The sequence below is a fragment of the Pantoea sp. DY-17 genome (assembly GCF_019795975.1).
In the GTDB taxonomy this organism is placed as follows: domain Bacteria; phylum Pseudomonadota; class Gammaproteobacteria; order Enterobacterales; family Enterobacteriaceae; genus Pantoea; species Pantoea leporis.
The window spans coordinates 2,045,057-2,069,893 of sequence record NZ_JAIMIG010000001.1; the positions used below are offsets into that span (position 1 = coordinate 2,045,057).

The 24,837-nt window shown below is 55.9% G+C and carries 22 protein-coding genes; 13 read left to right on the forward strand and 9 right to left on the reverse strand.

All coding sequences use genetic code 11. The annotated features are described in order from the left end of the window. Window positions 1–102 precede the first annotated feature (102 nt). A complete protein-coding gene (locus tag K5Y33_RS23660; protein ID WP_255610249.1) occupies window positions 103–456 on the forward strand; it encodes a hypothetical protein in 354 nt (117 codons plus the stop codon). Window positions 457–760: 304 nt separating this feature from the next. Continuing rightward, window positions 761–1,219: a hypothetical protein gene (locus K5Y33_RS23665; protein ID WP_370634111.1), complete on the forward strand. Its 459-nt coding sequence runs from the start codon at window positions 761–763 to the stop codon at window positions 1,217–1,219. A 60-nt stretch (window positions 1,220–1,279) separates the two neighbouring features. On the opposite strand, the gene maeB is transcribed toward K5Y33_RS23665, so the two are convergent. Beyond that, window positions 1,280–3,559, reverse strand: a complete 2,280-nt coding sequence (maeB, locus tag K5Y33_RS09605) for an NADP-dependent oxaloacetate-decarboxylating malate dehydrogenase (protein ID WP_222233777.1) — start codon at window positions 3,557–3,559, stop codon at window positions 1,280–1,282. Between the two features lie 341 nt (window positions 3,560–3,900). Between maeB and tal the strand changes: the two genes are divergently transcribed. The 3 genes from tal to ampH all read left to right on the forward strand — a co-directional run bounded on the left by tal (window position 3,901) and on the right by ampH (window position 8,246). Next, window positions 3,901–4,851 carry a transaldolase gene (gene tal, locus K5Y33_RS09610; protein ID WP_101763551.1) on the forward strand — a complete coding sequence of 317 codons (951 nt, stop codon included), beginning with the start codon at window positions 3,901–3,903 and terminating at the stop codon, window positions 4,849–4,851. Window positions 4,852–4,920: 69 nt separating this feature from the next. Next, window positions 4,921–6,930 carry a transketolase gene (gene tkt / locus K5Y33_RS09615; RefSeq protein WP_101763550.1) on the forward strand — a complete coding sequence of 670 codons (2,010 nt, stop codon included), beginning with the start codon at window positions 4,921–4,923 and terminating at the stop codon, window positions 6,928–6,930. Between the two features lie 146 nt (window positions 6,931–7,076). Next, window positions 7,077–8,246, forward strand: coding sequence for a D-alanyl-D-alanine-carboxypeptidase/endopeptidase AmpH (gene ampH, locus K5Y33_RS09620; RefSeq protein WP_137386250.1), 1,170 nt, complete (start codon window positions 7,077–7,079; stop codon window positions 8,244–8,246). Between the two features lie 92 nt (window positions 8,247–8,338). Here the strand turns inward: ampH and K5Y33_RS09625 are convergent, their stop codons facing one another. Further along, a complete protein-coding gene (locus tag K5Y33_RS09625) occupies window positions 8,339–9,412 on the reverse strand; it encodes a DUF1176 domain-containing protein (RefSeq protein ID WP_222233778.1) in 1,074 nt (357 codons plus the stop codon). A gap of 488 nt (window positions 9,413–9,900) precedes the next feature. On the opposite strand from K5Y33_RS09625, the gene K5Y33_RS09630 reads away from it, so the two are divergent. Genes K5Y33_RS09630 through K5Y33_RS09665 form a run of 8 tightly spaced genes read left to right on the forward strand, consistent with a single transcriptional unit; the run spans window position 9,901 to window position 17,827 of the window. Continuing rightward, window positions 9,901–10,731 carry a DeoR/GlpR family DNA-binding transcription regulator gene (locus K5Y33_RS09630; protein ID WP_101763547.1) on the forward strand — a complete coding sequence of 277 codons (831 nt, stop codon included), beginning with the start codon at window positions 9,901–9,903 and terminating at the stop codon, window positions 10,729–10,731. Between the two features lie 12 nt (window positions 10,732–10,743). Next, window positions 10,744–11,727: a substrate-binding domain-containing protein gene (locus K5Y33_RS09635; RefSeq protein ID WP_110866506.1), complete on the forward strand. Its 984-nt coding sequence runs from the start codon at window positions 10,744–10,746 to the stop codon at window positions 11,725–11,727. Window positions 11,728–11,729: 2 nt separating this feature from the next. Beyond that, window positions 11,730–13,235: a sugar ABC transporter ATP-binding protein gene (locus tag K5Y33_RS09640; RefSeq protein ID WP_192411950.1), complete on the forward strand. Its 1,506-nt coding sequence runs from the start codon at window positions 11,730–11,732 to the stop codon at window positions 13,233–13,235. Next, window positions 13,228–14,217, forward strand: coding sequence for an ABC transporter permease (locus K5Y33_RS09645; RefSeq protein ID WP_101763545.1), 990 nt, complete (start codon window positions 13,228–13,230; stop codon window positions 14,215–14,217). The genes K5Y33_RS09640 and K5Y33_RS09645 overlap by 8 nt, the downstream gene beginning before the upstream one ends. Before the next feature lie 16 nt (window positions 14,218–14,233). After that, window positions 14,234–15,283, forward strand: coding sequence for an ABC transporter permease (locus K5Y33_RS09650; RefSeq protein ID WP_110866505.1), 1,050 nt, complete (start codon window positions 14,234–14,236; stop codon window positions 15,281–15,283). Next, window positions 15,283–15,975, forward strand: a complete 693-nt coding sequence (gene alsE / locus K5Y33_RS09655; protein ID WP_061717928.1) for a D-allulose 6-phosphate 3-epimerase — start codon at window positions 15,283–15,285, stop codon at window positions 15,973–15,975. The genes K5Y33_RS09650 and alsE overlap by 1 nt, the downstream gene beginning before the upstream one ends. Next, window positions 15,972–16,865, forward strand: coding sequence for an allose kinase (gene alsK, locus K5Y33_RS09660; RefSeq protein ID WP_222233779.1), 894 nt, complete (start codon window positions 15,972–15,974; stop codon window positions 16,863–16,865). The genes alsE and alsK overlap by 4 nt, the downstream gene beginning before the upstream one ends. Continuing rightward, a complete protein-coding gene (locus K5Y33_RS09665; RefSeq protein ID WP_101763542.1) occupies window positions 16,865–17,827 on the forward strand; it encodes a ribokinase in 963 nt (320 codons plus the stop codon). The genes alsK and K5Y33_RS09665 overlap by 1 nt, the downstream gene beginning before the upstream one ends. An 88-nt stretch (window positions 17,828–17,915) precedes the next feature. On the opposite strand, the gene nudK is transcribed toward K5Y33_RS09665, so the two are convergent. From nudK to ansP, 7 genes are all read right to left on the reverse strand, one after another. Then, entirely contained in the window at window positions 17,916–18,494 is a 579-nt protein-coding gene (gene nudK / locus K5Y33_RS09670) for a GDP-mannose pyrophosphatase NudK (protein ID WP_222233780.1), read from the reverse strand. Window positions 18,495–18,724: 230 nt separating this feature from the next. After that, on the reverse strand, window positions 18,725–19,309 hold the full coding sequence (napC, locus tag K5Y33_RS09675) for a cytochrome c-type protein NapC (RefSeq protein ID WP_222233781.1): 585 nt from the start codon (window positions 19,307–19,309) through the stop codon (window positions 18,725–18,727). 7 nt (window positions 19,310–19,316) lie between these two features. Beyond that, on the reverse strand, window positions 19,317–19,748 hold the full coding sequence (gene napB / locus K5Y33_RS09680; protein WP_222233782.1) for a nitrate reductase cytochrome c-type subunit: 432 nt from the start codon (window positions 19,746–19,748) through the stop codon (window positions 19,317–19,319). A gap of 11 nt (window positions 19,749–19,759) precedes the next feature. Next, window positions 19,760–22,246 carry a nitrate reductase catalytic subunit NapA gene (gene napA / locus K5Y33_RS09685; protein WP_222233783.1) on the reverse strand — a complete coding sequence of 829 codons (2,487 nt, stop codon included), beginning with the start codon at window positions 22,244–22,246 and terminating at the stop codon, window positions 19,760–19,762. Next, window positions 22,243–22,521, reverse strand: a complete 279-nt coding sequence (locus K5Y33_RS09690; RefSeq protein ID WP_101763537.1) for a chaperone NapD — start codon at window positions 22,519–22,521, stop codon at window positions 22,243–22,245. Before K5Y33_RS09690 ends, napA begins: the two co-directional genes overlap by 4 nt. Next, entirely contained in the window at window positions 22,511–22,981 is a 471-nt protein-coding gene (gene napF / locus K5Y33_RS09695; protein ID WP_222233784.1) for a ferredoxin-type protein NapF, read from the reverse strand. Before napF ends, K5Y33_RS09690 begins: the two co-directional genes overlap by 11 nt. A 163-nt stretch (window positions 22,982–23,144) precedes the next feature. Beyond that, window positions 23,145–24,647: an L-asparagine permease gene (ansP, locus tag K5Y33_RS09700; protein ID WP_101763535.1), complete on the reverse strand. Its 1,503-nt coding sequence runs from the start codon at window positions 24,645–24,647 to the stop codon at window positions 23,145–23,147. Window positions 24,648–24,837: the final 190 nt, after the last annotated feature.

Genomic DNA, 24,837 nt, shown 5'->3' on the forward strand with positions numbered 1-24,837 from the left:
TGAAATAGTTGAAAGTGAAGAGAGGCTTTCGTGAGAAAAATATATTACCCGTTATTGGTACTATGCTCCTTGGTTTCAAATAATGCTGTGGGACAGGAGTGGATGAAGGAATGTGTTGGCTATTATCAGGTGGAGCTTCCCGAAGGATTGGAAGTTGCTTTGTATGCTGTTAAAAATCTCACCCACCCTCCCAGAGAGCTTAAAAGTGATTATGGTATTTTAATCCAGCGAACACGAAAGCCTGTAATCACATTCGGTGATGCTGTTTATGAAAATGGTAATGATAGAGTTCAGGCACAGTTTTCAGAATTTTATTATGGTAAATATAAGCTAGGTATTTCTTCTAAGTCTCATGAATCAATTGATTTTTCAGCTTACAAAGACAAAGTCCGAAGTGATTATGAATTCCTTGCCATATCAAGAAGGGAAAGAGAGAATGAGAGAAAGAGGACTTAAGAGTCCTTAATGAACCACTCACGCCTGATGATGAGTTTCACCGTCTATATGGTTTTTTAATAAATGACTATAATCATGCATTTGCTATTTATCAAATTAGAGGTTATACCATACAGGCCAATAGTGGAAATCGCCTGTATCAATTCTGGTCTTAAAAGACAAATATAAAGAGGATAAATCACAAACTGCAGAAAATCAGTGGCATAAAAAAGAGCCTGAGGTTAAATCTCTGCTAAGCCGTTTTAGCCCTCGTGAGCTATATGAAGTCCCAAATAAACAAGGTTTTTGTATTCCCTACGGTTTTATTGCTGATGATTCTGGTCAGGAACCGCACAATATGGCCGTCACCTATCGGCTAAAAGATCATCAAGATATTTCAATATTTATCCAAGATCTTGGTATGACACCTGATGCGGGAGAAGAGGCTAAGCTGGATGCCAAAGAATATGTGACCTGGCTATGGAACTGGCAGTATCAATGGCGTTCCATCAATAAAGAATTAATCAGCCCTAAGTGGCGCACCATTGAAATGGATGGACGCAAAGGATTAGGAACATTTGCTAAAGCCGAATTTGAAGATGGCCGGGTTGATTATGGTTATGTCGCGTATGTACGCGGGGATCATAATGCCAGAAACGTTCAGCCAGACTTGCTGGTTTATGTGATGCAGTACAGCGTACAGGCAAAAGATCGACCACCGATGGATAAAAAAGAAATTGAGAAAATGGCAGAGCGGATTGTTGCATCGGTAAAACGGCGTTAAAACGTTTTCATGCCCGGAGCACAATTGATTTCCGCTCCGGGCTGTTCAAAAAAACCTCATTTACAACGGCTCGGTCTGCGCCTCCACCACCGCTAACGCCACCATATTCACGATGCGCCGCACCGAGGCGATACGCGTCAAAACATGTACCGGCTTGCTGATCCCCATCAACACCGGTCCCACCGTGACACCTTCGGAGCAGGAAACGCGCAGCAGGTTATAGCTGATACGCGCCGCTTCGACGTTCGGCATAATCAGCAAATTCGCGGTGCCTTTTAGCGGGCTGTCCGGCATCAGTTCACGGCGAATGCTCTCGACCAGCGCCGCATCACCGTGCATTTCGCCGTCAATCTCCAGGTCCGGGGCGCGTTGCTGAATCAACGCGAGTACGTCACGCATTTTGCGCGCGCCCGGCGCATTTGAGGTGCCAAAGCTGGAGTGCGACAGCAGCGCCACGCGCGGTTCAATGCCAAAGCGCCGCACCGTTTCCGCCGCCAGCAGCGTGATATCCGCCAGCTGTTGCGCGCTGGGATCTTCATTGACGTACGTGTCAGCAATAAAGGTATTGCCGCTCGGCAGCAGCAGCGCATTCATCGCGCCCGCCACCTTTACGTCCTCTCGCAGCCCAAACACTTTCTCCACCACATCATAATGTTCCTGATAATCGCCGATGGTGCCGCAGATCAGCGCGTCGGCTTCACCGCGATGTACCATGATCGCGCCAATCAACGTGGGGTTGCCGATCACCGCGCGCTGGGCGGTTTCCGGTGTCACGCCGCGCCGTTTCATGATCTGGTAATACTCGTTCCAGTACGCTTTGAAACGTGGATCGGACTCGTTATTGACGATCTCAAAATCTTTACCGGCCTCGATCTTTAAACCCTGCTTTTGCAGGCGCATGGCGATGACATTCGGCCGGCCAATCAGAATCGGCTTCGCCAGCCCTAACGTCACCAACTCCTGCGTGGCGTGCAGCACGCGCACCTCTTCGCCTTCGGCCAGCACCACGCGTTTTGGATCTTTGCGCGCCTGCGAGAAGATCGGTTTCATGAACAGGTTGGTTTTGTAGACGAACTCGGTGAGCTGCTCACGATAAGCATCAAAGTCTTTAATCGGTCGTGTGGCAACGCCGGATTCCATCGCCGCTTTCGCCACCGCAGGCGCAATCTGCACAATCAAACGCGGATCAAAAGGTTTGGGGATCAGGTATTCCGGGCCGAAGCTCAAATCCTGATCGTCATACGCCGATGCCACCACATCGCTCTGTTCCGCCTGTGCCAGCGCTGCAATCGCATGGACCGCCGCCAGTTTCATCTCTTCATTGATCGCCGTGGCACCCACATCCAGCGCGCCGCGAAAGATAAATGGGAAGCACAGCACGTTGTTCACCTGATTGGGGAAATCAGAGCGGCCGGTGCAGATAATCGCGTCGGGCCGCACCTGTTTTGCCAGCGGCGGCATGATTTCCGGTTCGGGATTGGCCAGCGCCAGAATCAGCGGATCCTGCGCCATCTTCTGCACCATCTCTGGCGTCAGCGCTTTGGGGCCGGAACAGCCAAGGAAGATATCCGCGCCGCCAATCACCTCGTCCAGCGTGCGTGCGCCGCTATCGGCCACCGCATATGCGGCTTTGGTCGGCGTCATATTCGGCTCGCGATCGCGATAGATCACGCCTTTGGAATCGCACACCACGATGTTGTGCTGCTGCATGCCGAGCGCCACCAGCAGATTCAGACAGGCAATCGCCGAAGCGCCCGCGCCGGAGACCACCAGCCGCACATCGCCAATGGCTTTTTTGACGATGGTTAAGCCGTTGAGCACCGCCGCGGTACAGATGATCGCCGTGCCGTGTTGATCGTCGTGGAACACCGGAATCTGCATGCGCTCACGCAGCTGTTGCTCAATATAGAAACACTCGGGCGCTTTGATATCTTCCAGATTGATGCCACCAAAAGTGGGTTCCAGCGCGGCAATCACCTCTATCAACTTATCGGGATCGCGCTCATCGATTTCGATATCAAACACGTCAATGCCGGCGAACTTTTTAAACAGCACGCCCTTGCCTTCCATCACCGGCTTACTCGCCAGCGCGCCAATGTTACCCAGCCCCAGCACCGCAGTGCCGTTGGAGATCACCGCCACCAGATTGCCACGCGCGGTGTATTTGCGCGCCGCCAGCGGATCGGCGGCAATTTCCAGACATGGCGCAGCGACGCCGGGCGAATAGGCCAGCGCCAGATCGCGCTGCGTGGCTAACGGTTTGGTGGGTGAAACCTGAATTTTTCCGGGCGTGGGAAATTGATGAAAATCGAGCGCGCTTTGCTTGAGTTGATCGTCCATTGGGCATCCTTTGGCATCGCTAAATAGGCATTCAGTATAGGAATGTGCGGCACAAAAGAGGGTGAAGGCGCTCAAAGAACGCACAGACTGAAAGGCACGGATTGCCACCGCTTCGCCTGCGGGATCGGCACAGCCTGCTATCCTTATTGATGGCAAAAAGCGTAGCTGAACCGTTTAGGCCAGTCCTCCTTTCACTATCGCACCTCTTAAGCGCCACGACGCCACAATCAGAGAAAACGCATTTTCTTCGTGTAACGTCTGTAGCACTGTGTTGGACCAATACTTAACAGGAATGGGTGCAACACCTTTGCCCACATTATTGCTAATCAAGGAGTTAAGTGATGAACCAGCTAGATGCATTGAAACAATACACCACCGTGGTGGCGGACAGCGGCGATATCGAATCCATTCGCCATTACAATCCAGAAGACGCGACCACCAACCCCTCATTGATTCTGAAAGCCGCCGGTCTTGAGGGTTATAAACATCTGATTGATGACGCCATCGACTACGCGAAAAAACAGGGCGGCAGCAAAGAGACGCAAATCATCAACGCCAGCGACAAAGTGGCGATCAACCTCGGTATGGAAATTCTGAAAAGCATACCGGGCCGTGTTTCGACCGAAGTGGATGCGCGCCTCTCCTTCGATCGTGGCATGTGTGTCACCAAAGCCGAGAAGCTGGTGCGTCTGTACGAAGAGCACGGCATCGACCGCTCACGCATTCTGATCAAACTGGCGTCAACCTGGGAAGGCATCAAAGCCGCTGAAGAGCTGGAGAAAAACGGCATTCAGTGCAACCTGACGCTGCTGTTCTCCTTCGCTCAGGCGCGAGCCTGTGCCGAAGCCGGTGTGTTCCTGATTTCGCCGTTTGTTGGCCGTATTTACGACTGGTACAACACCCGCAAACCGATGGATCCGTATGTGGTTGATGAAGATCCGGGCGTGAAATCTGTGCGCCGTATCTACGATTACTACAAGAAGCACCGTTACAGCACCGTCATCATGGGCGCCAGCTTCCGCAAAGTGGAACAGATTCAGGCGCTGGCCGGCTGCGACCGTTTGACCATTTCCCCTAACCTGCTGGAAGAGCTGGCCAATAGCGACGCGCCGCTGGAGCGTAAGCTGGAGCCATCAACCGAAGGTTTCCATCAGCCGGCTTCACTTTCAGAAGCAGAATTCCGCTGGGAACACAATCAGGATCCGATGGCGGTAGAAAAACTGTCAGACGGCATCCGTCAGTTCGCCGTCGACCAGCAGAAGCTGGAAGACGTGCTCTCTTCTCGTCTGTAATCCGCACTCACTCTTATGGCGGATGGGCATTGGCTCATCCGCTATCGCCAAATCACAAGGGAGAACCTTATGTCTTCACGCAGAGAGTTGGCTAACGCAATTCGTGCACTCAGCATGGATGCGGTACAAAAAGCAAATTCCGGGCACCCAGGTATGCCGATGGGCATGGCAGATATCGCCGAAGTGTTATGGCGCGATGTGTTGAAACACAATCCCAACAATCCGGCGTGGGCCGATCGTGACCGCTTTATTCTTTCCAACGGTCACGGCTCGATGCTGCTCTACAGCCTGCTGCATCTCACCGGCTACGACCTGCCGATGGAAGAGTTGAAAAACTTCCGTCAGCTGCACTCTAAAACGCCGGGGCATCCCGAACTCGGTTACACGCCAGGCGTGGAAACCACCACCGGACCGCTCGGCCAGGGCCTGGCCAACGCGGTAGGTTTAGCGATTGCCGAACGCACGCTGGCGGCGCAGTTTAACCGTCCCGGCCACGACATCGTCGATCACCACACCTACGTGTTTATGGGCGATGGCTGTTTGATGGAAGGCATCTCGCACGAAGTGAGCTCGCTGGCCGGTACGCTCGGCCTCGGCAAACTGATTGGCTTCTACGATCACAACGGCATCTCCATCGATGGTGAAACCGAAGGCTGGTTCACCGACGACACGCACAAACGTTTCGAAGCCTACAACTGGCACGTCATCGGTAGCGCCGAAGGTATCGACGGCCACGATTCGGCAGCGATCGCTGCGGCGATTAAAGAGGCGCAAAGCGTTACCGACAAGCCGTCACTGATTATCTGTCGCACCACTATTGGTTTCGGCTCGCCGAACAAAGCCGGTAAAGAGGAGTCGCACGGCGCGGCGCTGGGCGAAGAAGAAGTGGCGTTGACGCGGCAGAAACTGGGCTGGCACTATCCGCCGTTTGAGATCCCGAAAGAGATTTATCAGCAGTGGGATGCCAAAGAAGCGGGCGCGCAGCGCGAGAAATCCTGGGATGATAAGTTTGCAGCTTATAAAGAGGCACACCCCGAGTTGGCGCAGGAGTTTACCCGTCGTCTGAGCGGTGAAATGCCGGCTAACTGGAGTAGCGAAGTGCAGAAGTTTGTTGAAGAGCTGCAGGCTAATCCACAGAAAATCGCCAGCCGTAAAGCCTCACAAAATACGCTGGAAGTGTTTGGCAAGCTGCTGCCGGAATTCCTCGGCGGCTCAGCGGATCTGGCACCCAGTAACCTCACCATCTGGTCGGGCTCAAAATCGATCAAAGAGGATACTGCCGGTAACTACATTCACTACGGCGTACGTGAATTTGGTATGACGGCGATCGGCAACGGCATCGCGCATCACGGCGGCTTCGTGCCATACACCGCTACCTTCCTGATGTTCGTCGAGTACGCGCGTAATGCGGTGCGCATGGCGGCGCTGATGAAGGCGCGTCAGGTGCTGGTGTATACGCATGACTCCATCGGCCTCGGCGAAGATGGTCCGACACACCAGCCAGTTGAGCAGATTGCCAGCCTGCGCGTTACGCCAAACATGAGTGTGTGGCGTCCGTGCGATCAGGTGGAAACCGCCGTGGCGTGGCAAGCCGCCGTTGAGCGCCATCATGGGCCAACCGCGCTGATCCTGTCGCGTCAGAACCTGCTGCAGCCAGAGCGTAGCAAAGAGCAGGTGGCGAATATTGCACGCGGTGGCTATGTGCTGCAGGACAGCAACGGCACGCCGGATGCGATCATCATCGCCACCGGTTCGGAGATTGAAATCGCGCTGGGCGCGGCGGATAAACTCACCGCTGCTGGCCATAAGATTCGCGTGGTTTCGCTGCCGAGCACCGACGTGTTTGATAAGCAGGATGTCGCGTATCGCGAATCGGTGCTGCCATCCGGCGTGAAAGCGCGCGTGGCGGTCGAAGCCGGTATTGCTGATTACTGGTACAAGTATGTTGGTCTGGATGGCGCGATTGTCGGTATGACCACCTTTGGTGAGTCAGCCCCCGCCGGCAAACTGTTCCCGGAATTCGGTTTCACCGTCGAGAACATCGTCAGCCATACTGAAGCTTTACTCAAGCCGCACTAATCGATCTGGCCCTGCGTCTTTTTGGCGTAAGGGCCATTTTTTGATCACAGCCTGAAACAGAAAAAAATCCGCCCTGCCCCCTTCACGCCTCGCGCAAACTGATTACTATAAGCTTTCCTCCGATTCTTATAGCGGACGCTTTCCCGTTGAAAAAACGTACTCCTTTTTTACTGGCCTTAATGGTTACTGTGCTTCCATTAAAAAGCATGGCGCAGTCGTCGCCCGATCCGCTGTTGGCATCGCAAATTGTTGATCGCTACGCCGAGCACATTTTCTATGGCAGCGGCGCAACCGGCATGGCGCTGGTGGCGATTGATGGCAATCAGCGGGTTTTCGCCAGCTTTGGTGATACGCGCCCCGGCAACAACGTGCGTCCGCAGCCCGATTCGGTGATTCGTATTGCCTCGCTCAGCAAGCTGATGACCAGCGAAGTGATGGTGAAGATGGCCGAACGCGGTCAACTGCGTCTTGACGATCCGCTGAGCAAATACGCGCCGCCTGGCGCGCGCGTGCCAAGCTATAACGGCCAGCCGATTCGCCTGATTAACCTCTCCACCCACACCAGCGGCCTGCCGCGCGAGCAGCCCGGCGGTAAACCGCATCGTCCGGTGTTTGTCTGGCCGACCAGGTCCGATCGCTGGCAGTGGCTGAGCGGAGCGGCATTAAAGGCCGCGCCAGGCACCAATGCCGCCTATTCAAACCTGGGCTTTGATCTGCTGAGCGATGCGCTCGCCAAAGCGGCGGGCATGCCCTATCCAGCACTGTTCCAGCAGTTGATAACGCGTCCGCTGGGCATGAAAGACACCACCTTTACGCCGTCACCGGATCAGTGTCAGCGTCTGATGATTGCCGAGAAAGGTGCCAGTCCGTGTAACAACACGCTGGCGGCCATCGGCAGCGGCGGCGTTTACTCAACGCCAGACGATATGGGCCGCTGGATGCAGCAGTTCCTTAACTCGGCGGTGAATCACCGCACGCCGCAAATTGATCGCCTGCAAACGCTGATTTATCGTCGTGACCAGCTAACCAAAGTGGAAGGCATGGATGTGCCGGGCCGCGCCGATGCGCTGGGCATGGGTTGGGTCTATATGGGGCCGAAGGAAGGTCGTCCGGGGATTATTCAGAAAACCGGTGGCGGCGGCGGCTTCATTACCTATATGGCGATGGTGCCGCAGCACAACGTCGGCGTGTTTGTGGTGGTGACTCGCTCGCCGTTAACGCGTTTCACCCCGATGAGCGATGGCGTGAATAATATGCTGACCGAGCTGGTGGGCAATCAATCGGGTTCACCGATGACGGTGCAAGCCATCCGCTAACTGGGTTGTGGTGCAGGCTGTAGCGGCGCAATTCATTGCGCGATAAATCGCGCCGCTACGGAATGTGCAATGATTTAATGCTGCACGTGGTATTAACGCGACTGCGCCGGATTTTGCGATTCAGTGACCCAGAGTGTTGGCCAATCCTCACTGCTGTGCCACGCATCGCAGGTCTTCTCTTCCGCATACTCCGCCAGCACAAACTCGTTGCCGTCATACTGCCAGCGCGTTGCCACGCCGCAATCCCCCAAACCACGTCCTTTACTGAAGGTGTAGAGCAATCCATGGCTGGCATCAAATTCCGCGTTCACCAACTCCAGCTGATTATCCCCGCGTGACGGCGGCGTAAACGGCAGCGTTAAGCTCAGACCGCGCGACACATAAGGCTGCGTGCGCGTCACTTCAAAGGCCAGATCGATCACGTTATACGCACCGGTTTCGCAGCTGATCAGCAGCAGCGCTTTGCTGTCGGTCAGCGGCGACACGCTCACTTCACGCCGCAGTGGATCGAGCGAGCAGTTATCGGTATTCACCCGCCAGGTACCAAAATCAATTAAACCGCTGGTCTCTTCCTGCGTCAGCGGCGGCGGCGGCGGTAATGGCGAAGGTAACGCCGGCAACGCTGGCTGCGGCGGTACATCCCACTGCACGCGGTCGCCACGCTTCACCCAGGCGCTGGCACCGTTGACGCGGCCCTGCACGTCATCCATCAACAGTAATGCCGCCTTCATACCGCTGAGCGGAATGGTGGCGTTGGCTTTATAGGTCAGCTGCAGATTTTGCGCATCCAGCGTCTGCGCCAGAAACTCGTCGATGGCGATAGCATTACTGGTCGCCAGATGATGCGGTTCCACCGTCCAGTGTTTAAGGTCTGGTGTGAGACGGCGTTGATCGAGTAGCAGGTTATCCTTGAGCGGGCCGCCCGGCAGCTCACCGCTGTAGGCGCTGCCGTAATCAATACGCAGCAAGGGACGATCGTTGACGCCAGCATGACGTGAGAGCGTCATTACTAAGCCGTTGTCACCGGGAAAACTGCGTGCCACGCAAAAAGCCGCGTTGTTACAGGTCAGTTGCCAGTCGGAAAATGACTTTTGCAGTGGCTGAGCCTGAACGCACGCGACAAAAAGAAAGGGCAATAAAAGCAGTAAATTCATCCAATACGACATCAAAAAATCGGTCCCCAAATTCCTTGAAAGAAAATAATAGCGCAACGGGAACGCTGTCAGCAGGCCTAAATTGTGAGCCGGCCCTAAAAGCGAGGTTAACCGCTGAAAAAGCCGTCACCTGTGGCGAACGGGTACTGGATGGGGCAAGCGCTCATCATCCGTTTTGACCGATTACTGCTCAATCGGATTCGTCGGACTCTTGTTAACTCATCACAAAACGGTCAAATACACACAAACGGTCATAAGCGGTCATGTTAGGTTAAATCCATGTTTTGGATTTGCAACGCGCGTAGAACGCGGATTTCGCGCCATTAGGCTTATTTATGTGATACATATCACTTAATTTTGATAACCAGACATCTCATTTACATATAAGACAGATCCAGATCACTCTAATCAGTTAAGGCGTTTTGGTGACTGTGGACTCGTGCGCGGCCCACACTTTCCAAATGCGCTATCCAGTAATTTATAGCCATCGGAGGTTAGTTATGTTGCCGATTGAAAGACAGCAGCGAATTATTGACGAATTAAATTTAAATGGTCGGGTCATTGTCGCTGAATTAGTCACGTTATGTCAGGTTTCACAAGAAACTATTCGGCGTGATTTAACGCAGCTGGAGAAACGTGGTCTGTTACAACGCAGTCACGGTGGTGCGGTACCCGCAAAACGACAGGCCGCCAACATTCAGGGAAATACGCGAGGTGTTAACGAGTATGAATTATCTTTCCGCCAGAGAGTCAATGAACATGTTGATGCAAAAATGGCTATTGCCAAACGCGCACTCGATTTCATTAGCCCCGGCGATTGTATATTACTCGATAGCAGCACCACTTGCTGGTATTTAGCGCGACAGCTGCCGGATATTGAATTAACGGTATTAACCAATTCCATCAGGATTGTGCAAACCCTTGCGGCGCGCGGCAGCATCCGCACCATCTGTCTGGGGGGAGAATATTCTGACCGTTATGAAGATTTCCACGGCGTCGTCGCCGAGCAACCGCTCAGGGAATTTCAGATCAATAAGATCTTTTTCTCCTGTAGCAGTTTAGGCAATGACGGTTATTTACGTGAAGGTAACGAAAACAACGCACATTTAAAACAGCAAATGTTATTAGCAGCGGAAAGAAAACATCTGCTGCTGGACGGAAGTAAATTCCTGCGGCCCTCATTCGCGCGTATTTGTCATTATCGCGATGTGGACTTTCTCATTACTGACCAATTAAAAGACAAAGAGCTGGAACAAGAATTAGCGTGGAACGGCGTCAATATTATTGATTGCTCCCAGCGCAGCCATTCGATGCAGCTAATAAAAAATTAAATCGGAGTCTTTATGAAAAAACATCTTATCGCCTGTTCTCTGCTCGCCCTGTTTGCCGCCTCCGGCGCGCAGGCTGCTGACAAATTACGCATGGGCATCGTGGTGAAAATTGGCGGTATTCCGTGGTTCAACGCCATGGAAGCGGGCATCAAGAGTGAAGCAGCGAAACGCGGCATTGACGCGTGGATGGTGGGACCAACGGCGGCCGATCCGGCTCTGCAGGTGCGCGCTATCGAAGATTTGATTGCCCAGAAGGTCGACATCATTGGCGTGGTGCCGAATGACCCGAAAGTGCTGGAACCGGTGCTGAAGCGCGCCCGTGATGCCGGCATTGAAGTAATCACCCACGAATCGCCGGATCAGAAAGGCGCTAACTGGGACTTCGAACTGGTGGATGCGCCGACGCACGGCATCAACCATATGAAAGCGCTGGCGAAATGCATGCATGAAGAGGGCAAATACGCCATGTACGTCGGCAGCCTGACCGTGCCGCTGCACCAGCAGTGGACCGACGCCGCGCTGAATTATCAAAAAGAACACTATCCGAAGATGCAGATGGTCACCGACAAGTTTGGCGTCGGCGAGTCGCTGGATGACTCGATTCGCACCACTAACGAACTGATGTCCAAATATCCGGATTTGAAAGGGATTATGGCCTTTGGTTCACAAGGTCCGATTGGCGCCGGTCGCGCGGTGATGAACCGTAACAAGATCGATCAGGTCTGCGTAATTGGCGCCTTTAGTCCTGGCCAGGGCGCATCGCTGGTGCAGCGTGGCGCGATCAAAGGCGGCTACATCTGGAATCCACAAACCGCAGGCGAAGTGTTCGTACGTATCGCCGACATGATGCAGAAGAAAGAGCCAATCACCGACGGAATGACTATCGAGGGTTTGGGCAAAGTGAAAGTTGACGAGGCGACCCACACCATCCTCGGCAACAACACCGAAAGCCTGGACAAAGAGAACCTGCCAAAACTGGTGAAAATGGGGCTGTAATGATGAATGAGGTGATCCCACAGACGCTGATCGCGCTCGACAACTTGTCGAAAACATTTGGTGGCAACCGCGCACTGAGCGATATCTCGCTGACCTTACTGGCTGGCGAAGTGCACTGTCTCGCTGGCACCAACGGCTGTGGCAAGAGCACCTTAATCAAAGTCATTTCCGGGGTGCACGCCCCGGATAGCGGCAGCCGCATCACGCTGGGCGAAGGCCCGAGCTTTCCGCGTCTGACCACTCGCCAGGCGCGTGACTTCGGTATCCAGGTGATTTATCAGGATCTGTCGCTGTTCCCCAACCTCAGCGTGGCGGAAAACATCGCCTTCGAGCACAACCTAAATAGCCTGCTCGGCTGGCACCGCAAAGCCAAACTGCGTGAAACCGCGCAGCGCATCATTGATGAACTGAAGTTTGAACTCGATCTCGATGAGAAAGTGGCGTCGCTGTCGATTGCGCAGCGTCAGCAGGTGGCGATCTGCCGCGCGCTGGTCGCCGATGCGCGGCTGGTGATCATGGATGAGCCGACGGCGTCGCTGACGCGCACCGAAGTGAATCAGCTGCTGCGCACCGTACGTTACCTGAAAGACAAAAACATCTGCGTGGTGTTTGTCAGCCATCGACTGGATGAAGTGCTGGAGATCTCAGATCGCGTGACGGTGATCCGCGACGGCCGCAAAATGGGCTGCTGGCCCGCCAAAGCGATGACGCCGCACCATCTGACCGAGCTGATGACCGGCCTGAAACTCGACTATCAGCTGAAAACGCCGACGCGCCATGACGATCGCCTGATCCTCGAAGTCGAAAAACTGACGCGCGCCGGACAATACCATGACGTTAATTTCAAACTCTATCAGGGCGAAGTGCTGGGCCTGTGCGGCCTGCTCGGCTCTGGCCGTACCGAACTGGCGCTGTCGCTGTTTGGCATGACCAAACCGGACAGCGGCAAGATCTGGCTCGACAGCAAACCGGTGCGCTTCCGTGGGCACGAAGATGCGATCAAAGCCGGCATCGGCTACGTCTCCGAAGATCGCTTAACCCTGGGTTTGGTGCAGCAACAATCGGTGGCCGACAACATGGTGCTGCCGATCCTCGACAAGCTGCAAAACCGTTTCCACCTGATTGATGAATACCGCAAGAACAAGCTGATCCTGCAGTGGATTCAGCAGCTTGGCGTGCGTGTTGCCGATCCCAATCTGGCCATCTCCACGCTCTCCGGCGGCAACCAGCAGAAAATCGTGCTGGCGAAATGGGTGTTGACCCAGCCGCGCATCCTGATCCTCGATTCGCCCACCGTTGGCGTGGATGTCGGCGCTAAAGCCAGCATCTATCAGCTAATTCATCTGCTGGCGAAAGAGGGTTTGTCGATCATCCTGATTTCCGACGAAGTGCCGGAGGTTTGGTACAACTGCGACCGCATCCTGCACTTCCGTGATGGCACCGTTCATGCCGAATACCAACCCGATACCGTTGAGCAACAGCAGCTGGCGGAGGTGATTAATGCCTGATTTTTCTCGTTTACGTCCGAGCTCCAGCCAGGGCTGGCTGGCCTGGGTTTTGCTGGCGTTCATTGTGTTTTTCTCTGCCGCCAGCGATCAGTTCCTGACGGTGCAAAACCTGCTGGATCTGGCAGAAAGCTACGCCGTGACCGGCATCTTTGCCCTCGGCCTGTTTGTGGTGCTGGTGACCGGCGGCATCGATATCTCCTTTGCTGCGGTGGCGTCGGTGGTGCAATACCTGATCGCCTCGCTGTTTGTGCAGTTCCAGTTTGATAACGCCCTGCTCAGCATCCTGCTGGCGGTGGTGTGCGGCACGCTGTTTGGCGTGATCAACGCCCTGCTGATCACCACGCTGCGCGTCGTCTCGATCATCATCACCATCAGCATGCAGTCGCTGCTGTTTGGCCTGTTGATGTGGGTAACCGGCGGCAAAAGCCTCTATTCGCTGCCGGACTGGTGGATCACGCTGCGCAGCGTGCTGCCGTTCACCTGGCAAGGCAACAGCTTCCAGATTGGCTTGCCGCTGGTGACCATGCTGGTGATTGCCGGACTCACCGCGCTGCTGCTGAACAAAACCAATCTCGGTCGCCAACTATATGCGGTGGGCGGCGATGCGGAATCGGCGCGCCGCATCGGTATTCGCGTCGGTCTGATTCATGTCTTCGCCTACGGCTGGCTGGGTGCCATGGCGGCGATTGGCGGCTTGGTGCAGGTCTATCGCATGGGTGAAGTGGTGCCAAATGCGCTGGTCGGCGGCGAGCTGGATGTGCTGGCCGCCACGGTGCTGGGCGGTGCCAGTCTGATGGGCGGCAAAGGCACGGTCAGCGGCACGCTGATGGGTGTCTTTCTTATCGCCATCCTGAAGAACGGCCTCAACCTGATTGGCGTCTCCAACTACTTCATGAACATCGTGGTGGGCGGCGTGATCATGGTGGCTATTGCCGTGACTCACTACAAAAAACGTAAAGAAACTGATGTCAGTTTCGTCTAACGGGAGCCGCATCAACATGAAATCACTCTCTGCTCTGCGTCCGGACGGCACCAATATCGGCCTGATGCTGTTAATCGCGCTGGCGCTGGCGATCTTTACCGTCATGTTGCCGGGCCGCTTTCTCACTGATTCGACCTTTATGAGCATGGCATTTCAGCTGCCCGAACTGGGCTTGCTGACGCTGGCGATGTTTATCGCCATTCTCAGCGGCGGACTGAATCTGGCAATCATCGCCACCGCCAACCTGACGGCGCTGTTTATCGCCTGGACGCTGATGCGCGCCCTGCCCGCCGATGCGGGAACCGGTATGCAACTGTTGTGGCTGTTCATCGCCATCATCGGCGCGATGCTGATTGCCGCGCTGATTGGCGTGATTACCGGCGTGATGGTAACGCGCATCGGTGCGCACCCGATTCTGGTGACGCTGGCGACCATGATGACGCTGAACGGCATCGGCATCTGGCTGACCAAAGGCGCGGCCGTCAGCGGCATGCCGTCGGTGGTGCAGGCGCTCGGTTCCAACACGCTGCTCGGCGTTCCACTGCCGCTGTGGGTGTTCCTGTTTGCCGCCGCGCTGCTGGCGCTGTTCCTCGGCAAAACCCGCGCCGGTAAATGCATCTACATGGGCGGCAGCAACATCAACGCCACCTGGTTTAGCGGCATCAATACGCATCGCATGGTGATTCTGGTGTACGTCATCTCCAGCCTGCTGTGCGTGTTGGCCGGTTTGATCATGATGGCGCGCTTCAACTCGGCGCGTATGGGTTACGGCGATGCGTATCTGCTGCTGACGGTGCTGGCCATCATCCTTGGCGGCACCGACCCGAATGGCGGCTTTGGTCGCGTGACCGGCGTGGTGCTGGCGCTGATCGCCCTGCAAGTGCTCTCCACCGGCTTCAACCTGATGAACATCAGCCAGCACGTTAGCCTGGCAATGTGGGGCGCGGTGCTGATTGTGGTGTTGGCCTTCAAACAATTCAAAACTCGCTTTAACGAACATCGTGCCGTCAAGCTCAGCAAACTGGCGGCGGCGCTTAACCCTTTGACCGAAAAAAAGGAAGTATGATGCGTATTCAAGTCTCCCCGTCGTTGATGTGTATGAATCTGATGGAGATCAAGCACCAGCTCGCCGTGCTGGACTCCCGCGCCGACTTCCTGCATATCGACATTATGGATGGTCATTACGTGAAAAATATCACGCTGTCACCGTTCTTTATTGAGCAGATTCGCCCGTTCACCAAAGTGGCGCTGGATGTGCATTTGATGGTCGAGCAGCCCACCGATTTCATTGAAGTGATTGCCAAAGCGGGCGCCGATTACATCTGCCCGCACGCTGAAACCATCAACCGCGATGCATTCCGGGTGATCAATATGATCCGCAGCTTCGGCAAGAAAGTGGGTGTGGTGCTCAACCCCGCCACGCCGGTCTCCTTTATCCACCACTACATTCATTTGGTGGATAAGATCACCGTGATGACGGTGGATCCCGGCTACGCTGGACAACCGTTTATTCCGGAAATGGTGCAGAAGGTACAGGAGCTGAAAGCGCTGAAGCAGGCCAACGGCTATCAATATCTGATTGAGATTGACGGTTCCTGCAATACCCGCACCTACAACACGCTGGTTGGTGCGGGCGCAGAAGTGCTGATTGTCGGCACCTCCGGTCTGTTCAATATTCACGACGATCTGGAAACCGCCTGGAATATGATGCGCGAAAGCATTGATGAGGCTCAGGGATTGGCGCAGGTATCCGCATGAAAAAATGCTGGCTCGGTATCGACATTGGCGGCACCGGCACACGTCTGCAGCTGATGGAAGAGGAGCGCGTTTGGTCGAGCTTCCGTAAAGTGCCGACGGCCAGCTGGGCGCAGCAGCCTGATGCGCTTAACGCGTTGGGCCAGTTAATCAGCGAAACGCTGGAGCAGCAGCCAGTTAGCGGCGTGATGCTCGGATTACCCGGCATTCTCAGCCGCGACCGCCAGCAGGTGATTTCGCTGCCGTTTATTCAGGCGCTGGACCAGCAACCGGTTGCCGCGCGGCTCACCGAACGCCTTGGCGTACCGGTGGCGATGGACAAAGATGTTAACCATCTGATGCTATGGGATTTACTGCAGCTGGAGCAGCTGCCCGACAGCGCGGTGGGTTTGTATCCCGGCACCGGCATGGGCAACAGCCTGTGGCTTAACGGCCAGTTTTATCATGGTCAACACGGTGGCGCGGGAGAGTTGGGTCATGTGCCTGTTGCCGGCAACGATCTGCCCTGCCCGTGCGGCAATCGTGGCTGTGCGGAAACCGTGACGTCGGGCCATTGGCTGAGTCGCTGGGCGAGCGCCCATGTGCCGGATACCAACATGTCGGCGCTGTTTACCCAGCATCGTGAGCATCCGGAGCTGCAGGCTTTTGTACAGCGGCTGGCGCAACTGATTGCCACCGAGATGAACATCCTCGATCCGGAATACCTGATTCTGGGCGGCGGCGTGCTGGCGATGGCGGACTTCCCGCTGGCACAGCTGCGCAGCCAGATTCAGCAGCATCTTCGTCCTCCCGCCACGCGTGAGGGTTTGAAGATCGTGTTTAGCCAATCCACCGATCACACCGGTTGTCGCGGTGCCTGTTTAGCCGCCGAACGTCTGTTCAGGAGTGCATGATGAAAGGAAAAGTGTGTGTGTTTGGCTCGTTCAATCTCGACGTAGTCGCGGTGATGAACCGCTTTCCAATGCCGGGCGAATCGCTCACCGCCCATACCAGCATGATGGGACCGGGCGGCAAAGGCGCCAACCAGGCAACTGCCGCGCTGCGCGCCGGCGCGCGCGTGCACTACATCGGTAAGATTGGTAATGATGACTTCGGCATGTTTGCGCGTCGCCATCTGGAAAAGACCGGTTTCGATGCCATTACCTTGTTTACCTGCAAGGAGAAACCGACCGGCAATGCGCTGATTTATGTCGCCGGTGATGATGCCGAGAACATGATTTCGGTCTATCCCGGCGCGAACACCACCGTAACTGCCGCCGAGGTGACGCGCTGCCAACCCACCGTTGCGGCAGCCGATATTCTGCTGGTGCAGCTGGAGAATAATCTCAGCGCCATTCAGCGCATGATCGACAACGCGCGCGCCGGTGGCACCTTTGTGATTATGAATCCTGCGCCGTGGCAGAAGGTCACCGATGCGCTGCTGGCAAAAGTGGATTTGCTGACGCCTAACAGCACCGAAGCGATGCAGCTGACCGGCGTGAAGGTCACCGACTTCGCCAGCGCGCAGCAAGCGGCAGAGAAGCTGCATCGCAAAGGGGCGCGTCAGGTGATTATTACGTTGGGGGTTTGCGGTGCGTTGCTGTCAGTAGCAGACCAGCCGCCACTGCGTATTCCGCTGTTCCCGGCTCAGCCGCTGGATACCACCGGCGCGGGCGATGCGTTTAATGGCGCACTGGCGGCGCGGCTGGCTTCCGGCGATGAACTGCCGCAGGCGGCGCTGTTTGCTTCAGCTTATGCTTCGCTGTGTGTGGAACGCTCCGGTGCAGCGCACTCGATGCCTTCGTATGCCGAAGCGCTGGCAAGATTGCAGGCGTATCCGCAATGTGTCCCGGAAACGTTGGGAGAGTGTGTGTAAGGCAAAATGGCCACACATTGCTGTAGCGGCGCAATTTATTGCGCGATGAATCGCGCCGCTACGAAACTGTGCGATTAGGAGATTATGTTTACGCCTGCAACCAACCGGCAATCTGCGCATGCTGCAGCAGCATAATGGCTTTACCGTCACGAATGCGGCCATCTTTCACCATCGCCAGCGCCTCCGGGAAACTCAGCTCCAGCAGGGTAATCTCTTCATCCTCAACGCCACCGCCCTTGTTTGCGCGCTGTGCATCGCTGTATTCCGCGGCGAAGAAGTGGATCAGTTCAGTCACGCCGCCCGGCGACATGTAGGCTTCAAAAACTTTATCGACCTTACCCACCTGATAGCCGGTCTCTTCTATCGCTTCTTTGCGGATGCAATCTTCCGGCGAGTCGTCATCCAGCAGCCCGGCGCAGGTCTCAATCAACTCGCCACTTTCATTGCCATTGACATAAGTGGCAATGCGGAACTGACGCACCAGCAGCACGCTATTTTTTTTAGTGTTGTACAGCAGGATGGTGGCGCCGTTACCGCGATCGTACACTTCGCGCTTGTGACGCACGACTTCGCCGTTGTTGCGGGTGAGTTCGTAGGTGAAGTTGCGCAGCACAAACCAGTTTTCTGACAGCAACTTGTCTTTGATGATGTTGATCTTTAACGACATAACCACTCCACTGCTAAATTGAGGGAGCCTGAGATGATAGGCCGAAGCGGCGGGGAAAACTATCTGAATTGTGAGGCCGGTCGCCGTGATGGGCGCTCCTGGCTCAGTGCACAGAGATTGTAGCGGCGCAATGGGTTGCGCGTTAAATCGCGCCGCTACGGATTGTGCAGTGGTTTGATGCGCTGCGGTAGTGATCGGCATTACGCCAATTCATGCCGCGTTGTTAGGCCTCAAAAACCGTTGGGTTGGTCTTTCATATCGGGCAGATGGTGCGCGATACCTTTGTGGCAATCGATACAGGTTTTCCCTTCCTCAACTGCTTTGCTGTGCATCTTCGCGGCCACGGTCTTCTGCGCGGTGAAATCCATATAATCGAAGTTGTGGCAGTTACGACACTCCTGCGAATTGTTGTTTTTCATCCTGCGCCACTCGTTTTGCGCCAGCTTGATGCGATGATCCTCGAACTTTTGCGGCGTATCGATGATGCCAAAAATCTTGGCATACACCTCTTTGCTCGCCTGGATCTTACGCAGCATTTTCGGGCCCCACTCGTGCGGCACGTGACAATCCGGACAGGTGGCGCGCACGCCGCTGCGGTTGTTGTAGTGCACCGTCTGCATATATTCCTGATAGACGTTATTACGCATCTCATGGCAGCCGATACAGAACTGCTCGCGGTTGGTCATCTCCATTGCGGTGTTGAAGCCGCCCCAGAAAATGATGCCGCCAGCAAAGCCCAGAATCAGTAGCGTACCGAGCGCCAGACGGCTCGGACGCCGCCACCAGCACCAGATGCGCAGAAGTTTCTCTTTCATCATGTCCTCACTTAACGAAGCCGTCAGCCGGTTTGAAGGTGTTTTCCACCACCGGTTTGGCATCGGTTTGCGGTACGTGACACTGCAGGCAGAAGTAGCGACGCGGCGACACGGTGCTGCTCACCAGTCCATCGCGATCGGTGAAGTGCGTTGGACTAACGCGAGGCGCGCCGGTGGTGAGATAGCTCTGCGTGCCGTGACACTGCAGACAACGGTTCACGTTTTTCGTCACCTGATAGCCATCGACGCTATGCGGGATCACCGGCGGCTGATTCACGTAGTTCAACGGCTTGCGGCTCTGCTCTTTGGGCTGATGAATGGTGCCCTGCTGCGTGGCCGTCACTTCCGGTGACTGATTGAGATCGACGCCGTTGTTGGCGTAAACCGTGCCGCCCAGCATCAGGGCGGCCAAAGTAACAAGTGTGATTAAGGGTTTCATTGCATCCTGCCTTAAATTTTAACCAGCTTGACGGCGCATTTTTTGTAATCGGTCTGCTTCGACAGCGGATCGGTGGCGTCCAGCGTGACATTGTTGGCCAGCACGCCCGCATCAAAGAACGGCATAAATACCAGACCTTTGGGCGGCTGATTGCGACCGCGCGTTTCCACGGTGGCAAGGGTTTCGCCACGACGCGACACCACGCGGACTTTCTCGCCGCGACGGAAATTGCGCTCTTTGGCATCCAGCGGATGTATATAGAGTAGCGCCTGCGGCACTGCGCGGTGCAGCTCCGGCACGCGACGCGTCATTGTGCCGGTGTGCCAGTGTTCCAGCACGCGACCGGTACAGAACCACAGGTCGTACTCTTCATCCGGCGATTCGGCTGGCGCTTCGTAGGGCAGCGCGAAAATGGTGGCTTTACCATCCGGCTTACCGTAGAAACGCACGCCTTCACCGGCTTTGACGTAGCTGTCGTAACCTTCGCGATAGCGCCAGCGCGTCTCTTTGCCATCCACCACCGGCCAGCGCAGGCCGCGCGCCTGATGGTAAGCATCGAACGGCGCAAGATCGTGGCCGTGACCGCGTCCAAAGCTGGCGTACTCCTCGAACAAGCCTTTCTGGATGTAGAAGCCAAACTCGCGCGCTTCATCATTCAACTGGTCATCTGCCACTTCACTCAGTGGGAATTGGTTGACCTGGCCATTGGCGTACAGCACATCAAACAGCGTTTTGTCGCGCAGCTCCGGATTCTGCGCCAGCAGCGCTTCCGGCCACACTTCCGCTACCTTGAAACGTTTAGAGAAGTTCACCAGCTGCCACAAATCGGATTTCGCGTCCCCCGGCGCTTTCACCTGCTGATGCCAGAACTGAGTACGACGCTCGGCGTTGCCATACGCGCCCTCTTTCTCCACCCACATCGCAGTGGGCAGAATCAGGTCAGCCGACAAGGCGCTGACGGTGGGATAGGGATCGGAAACCACGATGAAGTTGCGCTCATCGCGCCAGCCCGGCATACGCTCCTGCGTCAGGTTGGGACCGGCCTGCATGTTGTTGTTACACATCACCCAGTAGGCGTTGAGCTTGCCATCTTTCAGCGCGCGATCCTGCGCCACGGCATGCAAACCAATTTTGGCCGGCACCGTGCCCTGCGGCAGCTTCCACAGCTTCTCGGCGGTAGCGCGGTGTTTGTCATTATTAACCACCATGTCCGCCGGTAAACGGTGTGAGAAGGTGCCGACTTCACGCGCCGTGCCGCACGCCGACGGCTGGCCGGTGAGCGAGAACGGACCGGTGCCCGGACGTGAAATTTTGCCGGTCAATAAGTGCAGGTTGTAGCACAGGTTATTGGCCCACACGCCGCGCGTATGCTGGTTGAAGCCCATGGTCCAGTACGACACCACGTTGACTTTCGGATCGGCATACAGCTCGGCGAGGGCGATGAGTTGATCTTTCTCCACACCGCTCATTACGCTGGCTTTTTCCACCGTGTACTCAGAGACAAACTTCGCAAACTCGTCAAAGCTCATCGGCGTGGATTCGCCGCTGTCCGGGTTCTTCGCTGAAGCCTGACGCGGATCGGTGGGGCGCAAACCGTAACCGATGTCGGTCACGCCTTTGCGCAGCGTCACGTGGTTCTGCAGGAAGGTTTTATCGACCTTGTTGTTCTGAATAATGTAGTTGGCGATGAAGTTGAGGATCGCCAGATCGCTCTGCGGTGTGAACACCATCGCGTTGTCGGCCAGCTCAAAACTGCGATGACGATAGGTGGAAAGCACCGCCACTTTGACGTTCTCACTGCTGAGACGACGCGCGGTAATACGTGACCAGAGAATCGGATGCATCTCCGCCATGTTCGAGCCCCACAGCACAAAGGCGTCGGCCTGCTCGATGTCGTCGTAGCAGCCCATCGGTTCGTCCATGCCGAAGGTGCGCATAAAGCCAACCACCGCTGAAGCCATGCAGTGACGCGCATTAGGGTCGAGATTGTTGGTGCGGAAACCGGCTTTCATCAGCTTGGAGGCCGCGTAACCTTCCCACACCGTCCACTGACCGGAACCGAACATGCCAACCGAATCCGGGCCGTTGGCTTTCAGCGCCGCTTTGAACTTCTCTTCCATGATGTCGAAGGCTTGATCCCAGCTGACCGGGGTGAACTCGCCCTCTTTAGCATATTTACCGTCGGTCATGCGCAGCAGCGGCTGGGTCAGACGATCTTTCCCGTACATGATCTTCGGCAGGAAATAGCCTTTGATACAGTTGAGACCGCGGTTCACTTCTGCCTGCGGATCGCCCTGCGACGCCACTACGCGGCCATCCTGGGTGCCAACCAGCACGCCACAGCCGGTGCCGCAGAATCGGCACGGCGCTTTTTCCCAGCGAATTGGCGCAGCCAATGAGGTCGCGGCTTTGGCGACGGTGGGAATGGTGAGTCCTGCAGCCGTTGCAGCAGCAGCCGCCGCATTGGCCTTCATAAAATCACGACGACTTATGCTCATGATGCTTCCTTACAAGGTTCTTCAATTTCGTCTTGCTGGTGATAGACCAGCGATACCGCCAACACGCCAGCGATGTTGCGGCTCTCTTCAATATTGCGCAGCAGCGCGGCGCTATCCGTCGCACCCAGCGTCACCGCCAGCGTGCCGCGCGCGGCGTCTTCCGCGGCGATGTCGCAATCGGCAAAGGCCAGCAGCGCACTTTTTACGGCGGGAATCGACGCCGGCCGCGCCTGAATCACCAGGCCGCAGACGTGCCAACTGTTTTCATGGTTCATGATGTAATCCTGTGGCTGAGACCGGGCAAGGCGCGATGCAGGCGCCGCAACCGGTGCAATGCTGCGGAAGGGTTTCAGGCTGTGCGATGCCGTTCGGCATCAGGTGGAAACGGATGGCTTGCTGTTCACAACTCTCCTGACAGCTGCGGCAGTTCACGCCAAGGAAGGTGATGCAGCGGTTGTCGATGCGAATGCGCTGTGGAAACGGCTCGGTTTCACGCGCGTGGAACAGCGGCTGCGGGCAAGCGTCCACGCACGCGGCGCAAAACGTGCATTCGCCCTGCAGAAAATCGAGGTGCGGCACTTCACCGACAGCCAGACGGATGATGCGGGTTTCGCAGGCCGAGACGCATGTGCCGCAGCCATCACAACCCTTCTCTCCCCGCCACCATGGCAAAGCGATGCCGTCAGCAGACGCTACGCGCTGCCCGGTAAAGAGTTCACGTCGCGACAGCGCCATCGGTTCACCTTAAACGGGGGAAAGAGAGATGGTGCGTAAAATAACCTGACGCTAAAGAGGGCTATATCACCCCAAAGGGGTAAATCCCGACGTGGGATCAAGTGAAGGGGAATTGAAATATAAACGGGGGCCAAAAGGCCCCCGTAGATGAGAATCGCTACGATTAACGCGCGTTATCGTCCGCCAGTTTCGGCGATACATCATCCTGGTCGTCAGCATGATGTTCGTGCTCTTTCATCGCTTCGGCATTAACGCGTTTGCGCACGCCAAACCAACCCAACACGAGCACCACGGCAATCAGGGGAATAGAGGCGATGGTGTACGTGCCGTTCGGATAGTCGAACGCCATCAGCACCAGCACGCTCACCAGGAACAGCAGCGTCAACCAGGAGGTGAACGGCGCCCACGGCAGCTTGAAGCTGACATCTTCAGCTTTACCCTCTTTGATCGCTTTGCGCAGACGCATCTGGCACACCACGATAAAGGCCCACGACGAGATGATGCCGAGTGACGCCACGTTCAGAACGATTTCAAACACCTGCGACGGCACATAGTAGTTCAGCACCACGCCGATGATGTAAACGGCAACGGTGACCAGAATGCCGGCATACGGCACCTGCTGCTTGCTCATCTTCGACATAAACTGTGGCGCAGAACCGCCCATCGACATGGAGCGCAGAATACGGCCGGTGGAATAGAGACCCGAGTTGAGGCTCGACAGCGCGGCGCTCAGCACCACGATGTTCATTACGCTACCGATATAAGGCACGCCCAGTTTGGAGAAGAAGGTCACGAACGGACTTTGCCCCGCCTGATAGGCATTCCACGGCAGCAGCAGTACCAGCAGCACCACGGAACCGACGTAGAACAGGCCGATACGCCAGATCACGCTGTTGATGGCTTTTGGCAGCATGGTCTTGGGATCTTTACATTCGCCTGCTGCGGTACCTACCAGCTCAATCGAGGCGAAGGCGAACACGACGCCCTGCACCAACACCAGCGCTGGCAGCAAGCCGTGCGGGAAGAAACCGCCGTTATCGGTGATCAGATGGAAGCCGGTGGTATTGCCGTCCAGCGGTTTACCGCTGCCGAGGAACACCACGCCGACAATCAGGAACACCACGATAGCCAGCACTTTCACCAGCGCGAACCAGAACTCCATCTCGGCGAACCACTTCACGCCGATCATGTTCATGGTGCCGACAATCGCCAGCGCGCCTAGCGCAAACACCCACTGCGGCACATCGCCAAACGCGCCCCAATAGTGCATATAAAGCGCGACTGCGGTGATATCGACGATACCGGTCATCGCCCAGTTAACGAAATACATCCAGCCCGCAACGTAAGACGCTTTTTCCCCAAGGAATTCACGCGCATAAGAAACAAAGCTGCCGCTGGAAGGACGATGTAACACCAGTTCGCCCAACGCTCGGAGGATAAAGAAGGAGAAGATACCGCACACCAGATAAACCAGCGCCAGTGCAGGACCGGCCATTTGCAGGCGCGCGCCAGCACCGAGGAACAGACCGGTACCGATAGCACCGCCGATGGCGATCATTTGTACCTGGCGGTTACCCATTGCTTTGTGGTAACCGCTGTCATGCGAGTTGAGCCAGCGTCTTTTCGCAGCGCGTTGTTCGGCTGCGGTTTTTTTAGTTGATTTCATAGCTATCCTGTTTGTCCTGACCATCAATCACCGCGTAACCAAACGATTGCGTATGGCGGTGCGAAATGGGGTAAAAACCCGGTGTCACAGCGGCGGAACGATGTCGCGTGGCGGGCTGGGAATTTACGGCGATGAATCCTACCCGTTCTGCAAGAACGAAGCAAAAAATACCGCCAGGCTGCACAAGATG

What these genes read in the sequence shown, in the direction of transcription:
- K5Y33_RS23660 (WP_255610249.1), top strand. Translation starts at nt 103, where the DNA reads ATGAAGGAATGTGTTGGCTATTATCAGGTGGAGCTTCCCGAAGGATTG.
- maeB (WP_222233777.1), bottom strand. Translation starts at nt 3,559, where the DNA reads ATGGACGATCAACTCAAGCAAAGCGCGCTCGATTTTCATCAATTTCCC.
- tal (WP_101763551.1), top strand. Translation starts at nt 3,901, where the DNA reads ATGAACCAGCTAGATGCATTGAAACAATACACCACCGTGGTGGCGGAC.
- tkt (WP_101763550.1), top strand. Translation starts at nt 4,921, where the DNA reads ATGTCTTCACGCAGAGAGTTGGCTAACGCAATTCGTGCACTCAGCATG.
- K5Y33_RS09625 (WP_222233778.1), bottom strand. Translation starts at nt 9,412, where the DNA reads ATGTCGTATTGGATGAATTTACTGCTTTTATTGCCCTTTCTTTTTGTC.
- K5Y33_RS09630 (WP_101763547.1), top strand. Translation starts at nt 9,901, where the DNA reads ATGTTGCCGATTGAAAGACAGCAGCGAATTATTGACGAATTAAATTTA.
- K5Y33_RS09635 (WP_110866506.1), top strand. Translation starts at nt 10,744, where the DNA reads ATGAAAAAACATCTTATCGCCTGTTCTCTGCTCGCCCTGTTTGCCGCC.
- K5Y33_RS09640 (WP_192411950.1), top strand. Translation starts at nt 11,730, where the DNA reads ATGAATGAGGTGATCCCACAGACGCTGATCGCGCTCGACAACTTGTCG.
- K5Y33_RS09645 (WP_101763545.1), top strand. Translation starts at nt 13,228, where the DNA reads ATGCCTGATTTTTCTCGTTTACGTCCGAGCTCCAGCCAGGGCTGGCTG.
- K5Y33_RS09650 (WP_110866505.1), top strand. Translation starts at nt 14,234, where the DNA reads ATGAAATCACTCTCTGCTCTGCGTCCGGACGGCACCAATATCGGCCTG.
- alsE (WP_061717928.1), top strand. Translation starts at nt 15,283, where the DNA reads ATGCGTATTCAAGTCTCCCCGTCGTTGATGTGTATGAATCTGATGGAG.
- alsK (WP_222233779.1), top strand. Translation starts at nt 15,972, where the DNA reads ATGAAAAAATGCTGGCTCGGTATCGACATTGGCGGCACCGGCACACGT.
- K5Y33_RS09665 (WP_101763542.1), top strand. Translation starts at nt 16,865, where the DNA reads ATGAAAGGAAAAGTGTGTGTGTTTGGCTCGTTCAATCTCGACGTAGTC.
- nudK (WP_222233780.1), bottom strand. Translation starts at nt 18,494, where the DNA reads ATGTCGTTAAAGATCAACATCATCAAAGACAAGTTGCTGTCAGAAAAC.
- napC (WP_222233781.1), bottom strand. Translation starts at nt 19,309, where the DNA reads ATGAAAGAGAAACTTCTGCGCATCTGGTGCTGGTGGCGGCGTCCGAGC.
- napB (WP_222233782.1), bottom strand. Translation starts at nt 19,748, where the DNA reads ATGAAACCCTTAATCACACTTGTTACTTTGGCCGCCCTGATGCTGGGC.
- napA (WP_222233783.1), bottom strand. Translation starts at nt 22,246, where the DNA reads ATGAGCATAAGTCGTCGTGATTTTATGAAGGCCAATGCGGCGGCTGCT.
- K5Y33_RS09690 (WP_101763537.1), bottom strand. Translation starts at nt 22,521, where the DNA reads ATGAACCATGAAAACAGTTGGCACGTCTGCGGCCTGGTGATTCAGGCG.
- napF (WP_222233784.1), bottom strand. Translation starts at nt 22,981, where the DNA reads ATGGCGCTGTCGCGACGTGAACTCTTTACCGGGCAGCGCGTAGCGTCT.
- ansP (WP_101763535.1), bottom strand. Translation starts at nt 24,647, where the DNA reads ATGAAATCAACTAAAAAAACCGCAGCCGAACAACGCGCTGCGAAAAGA.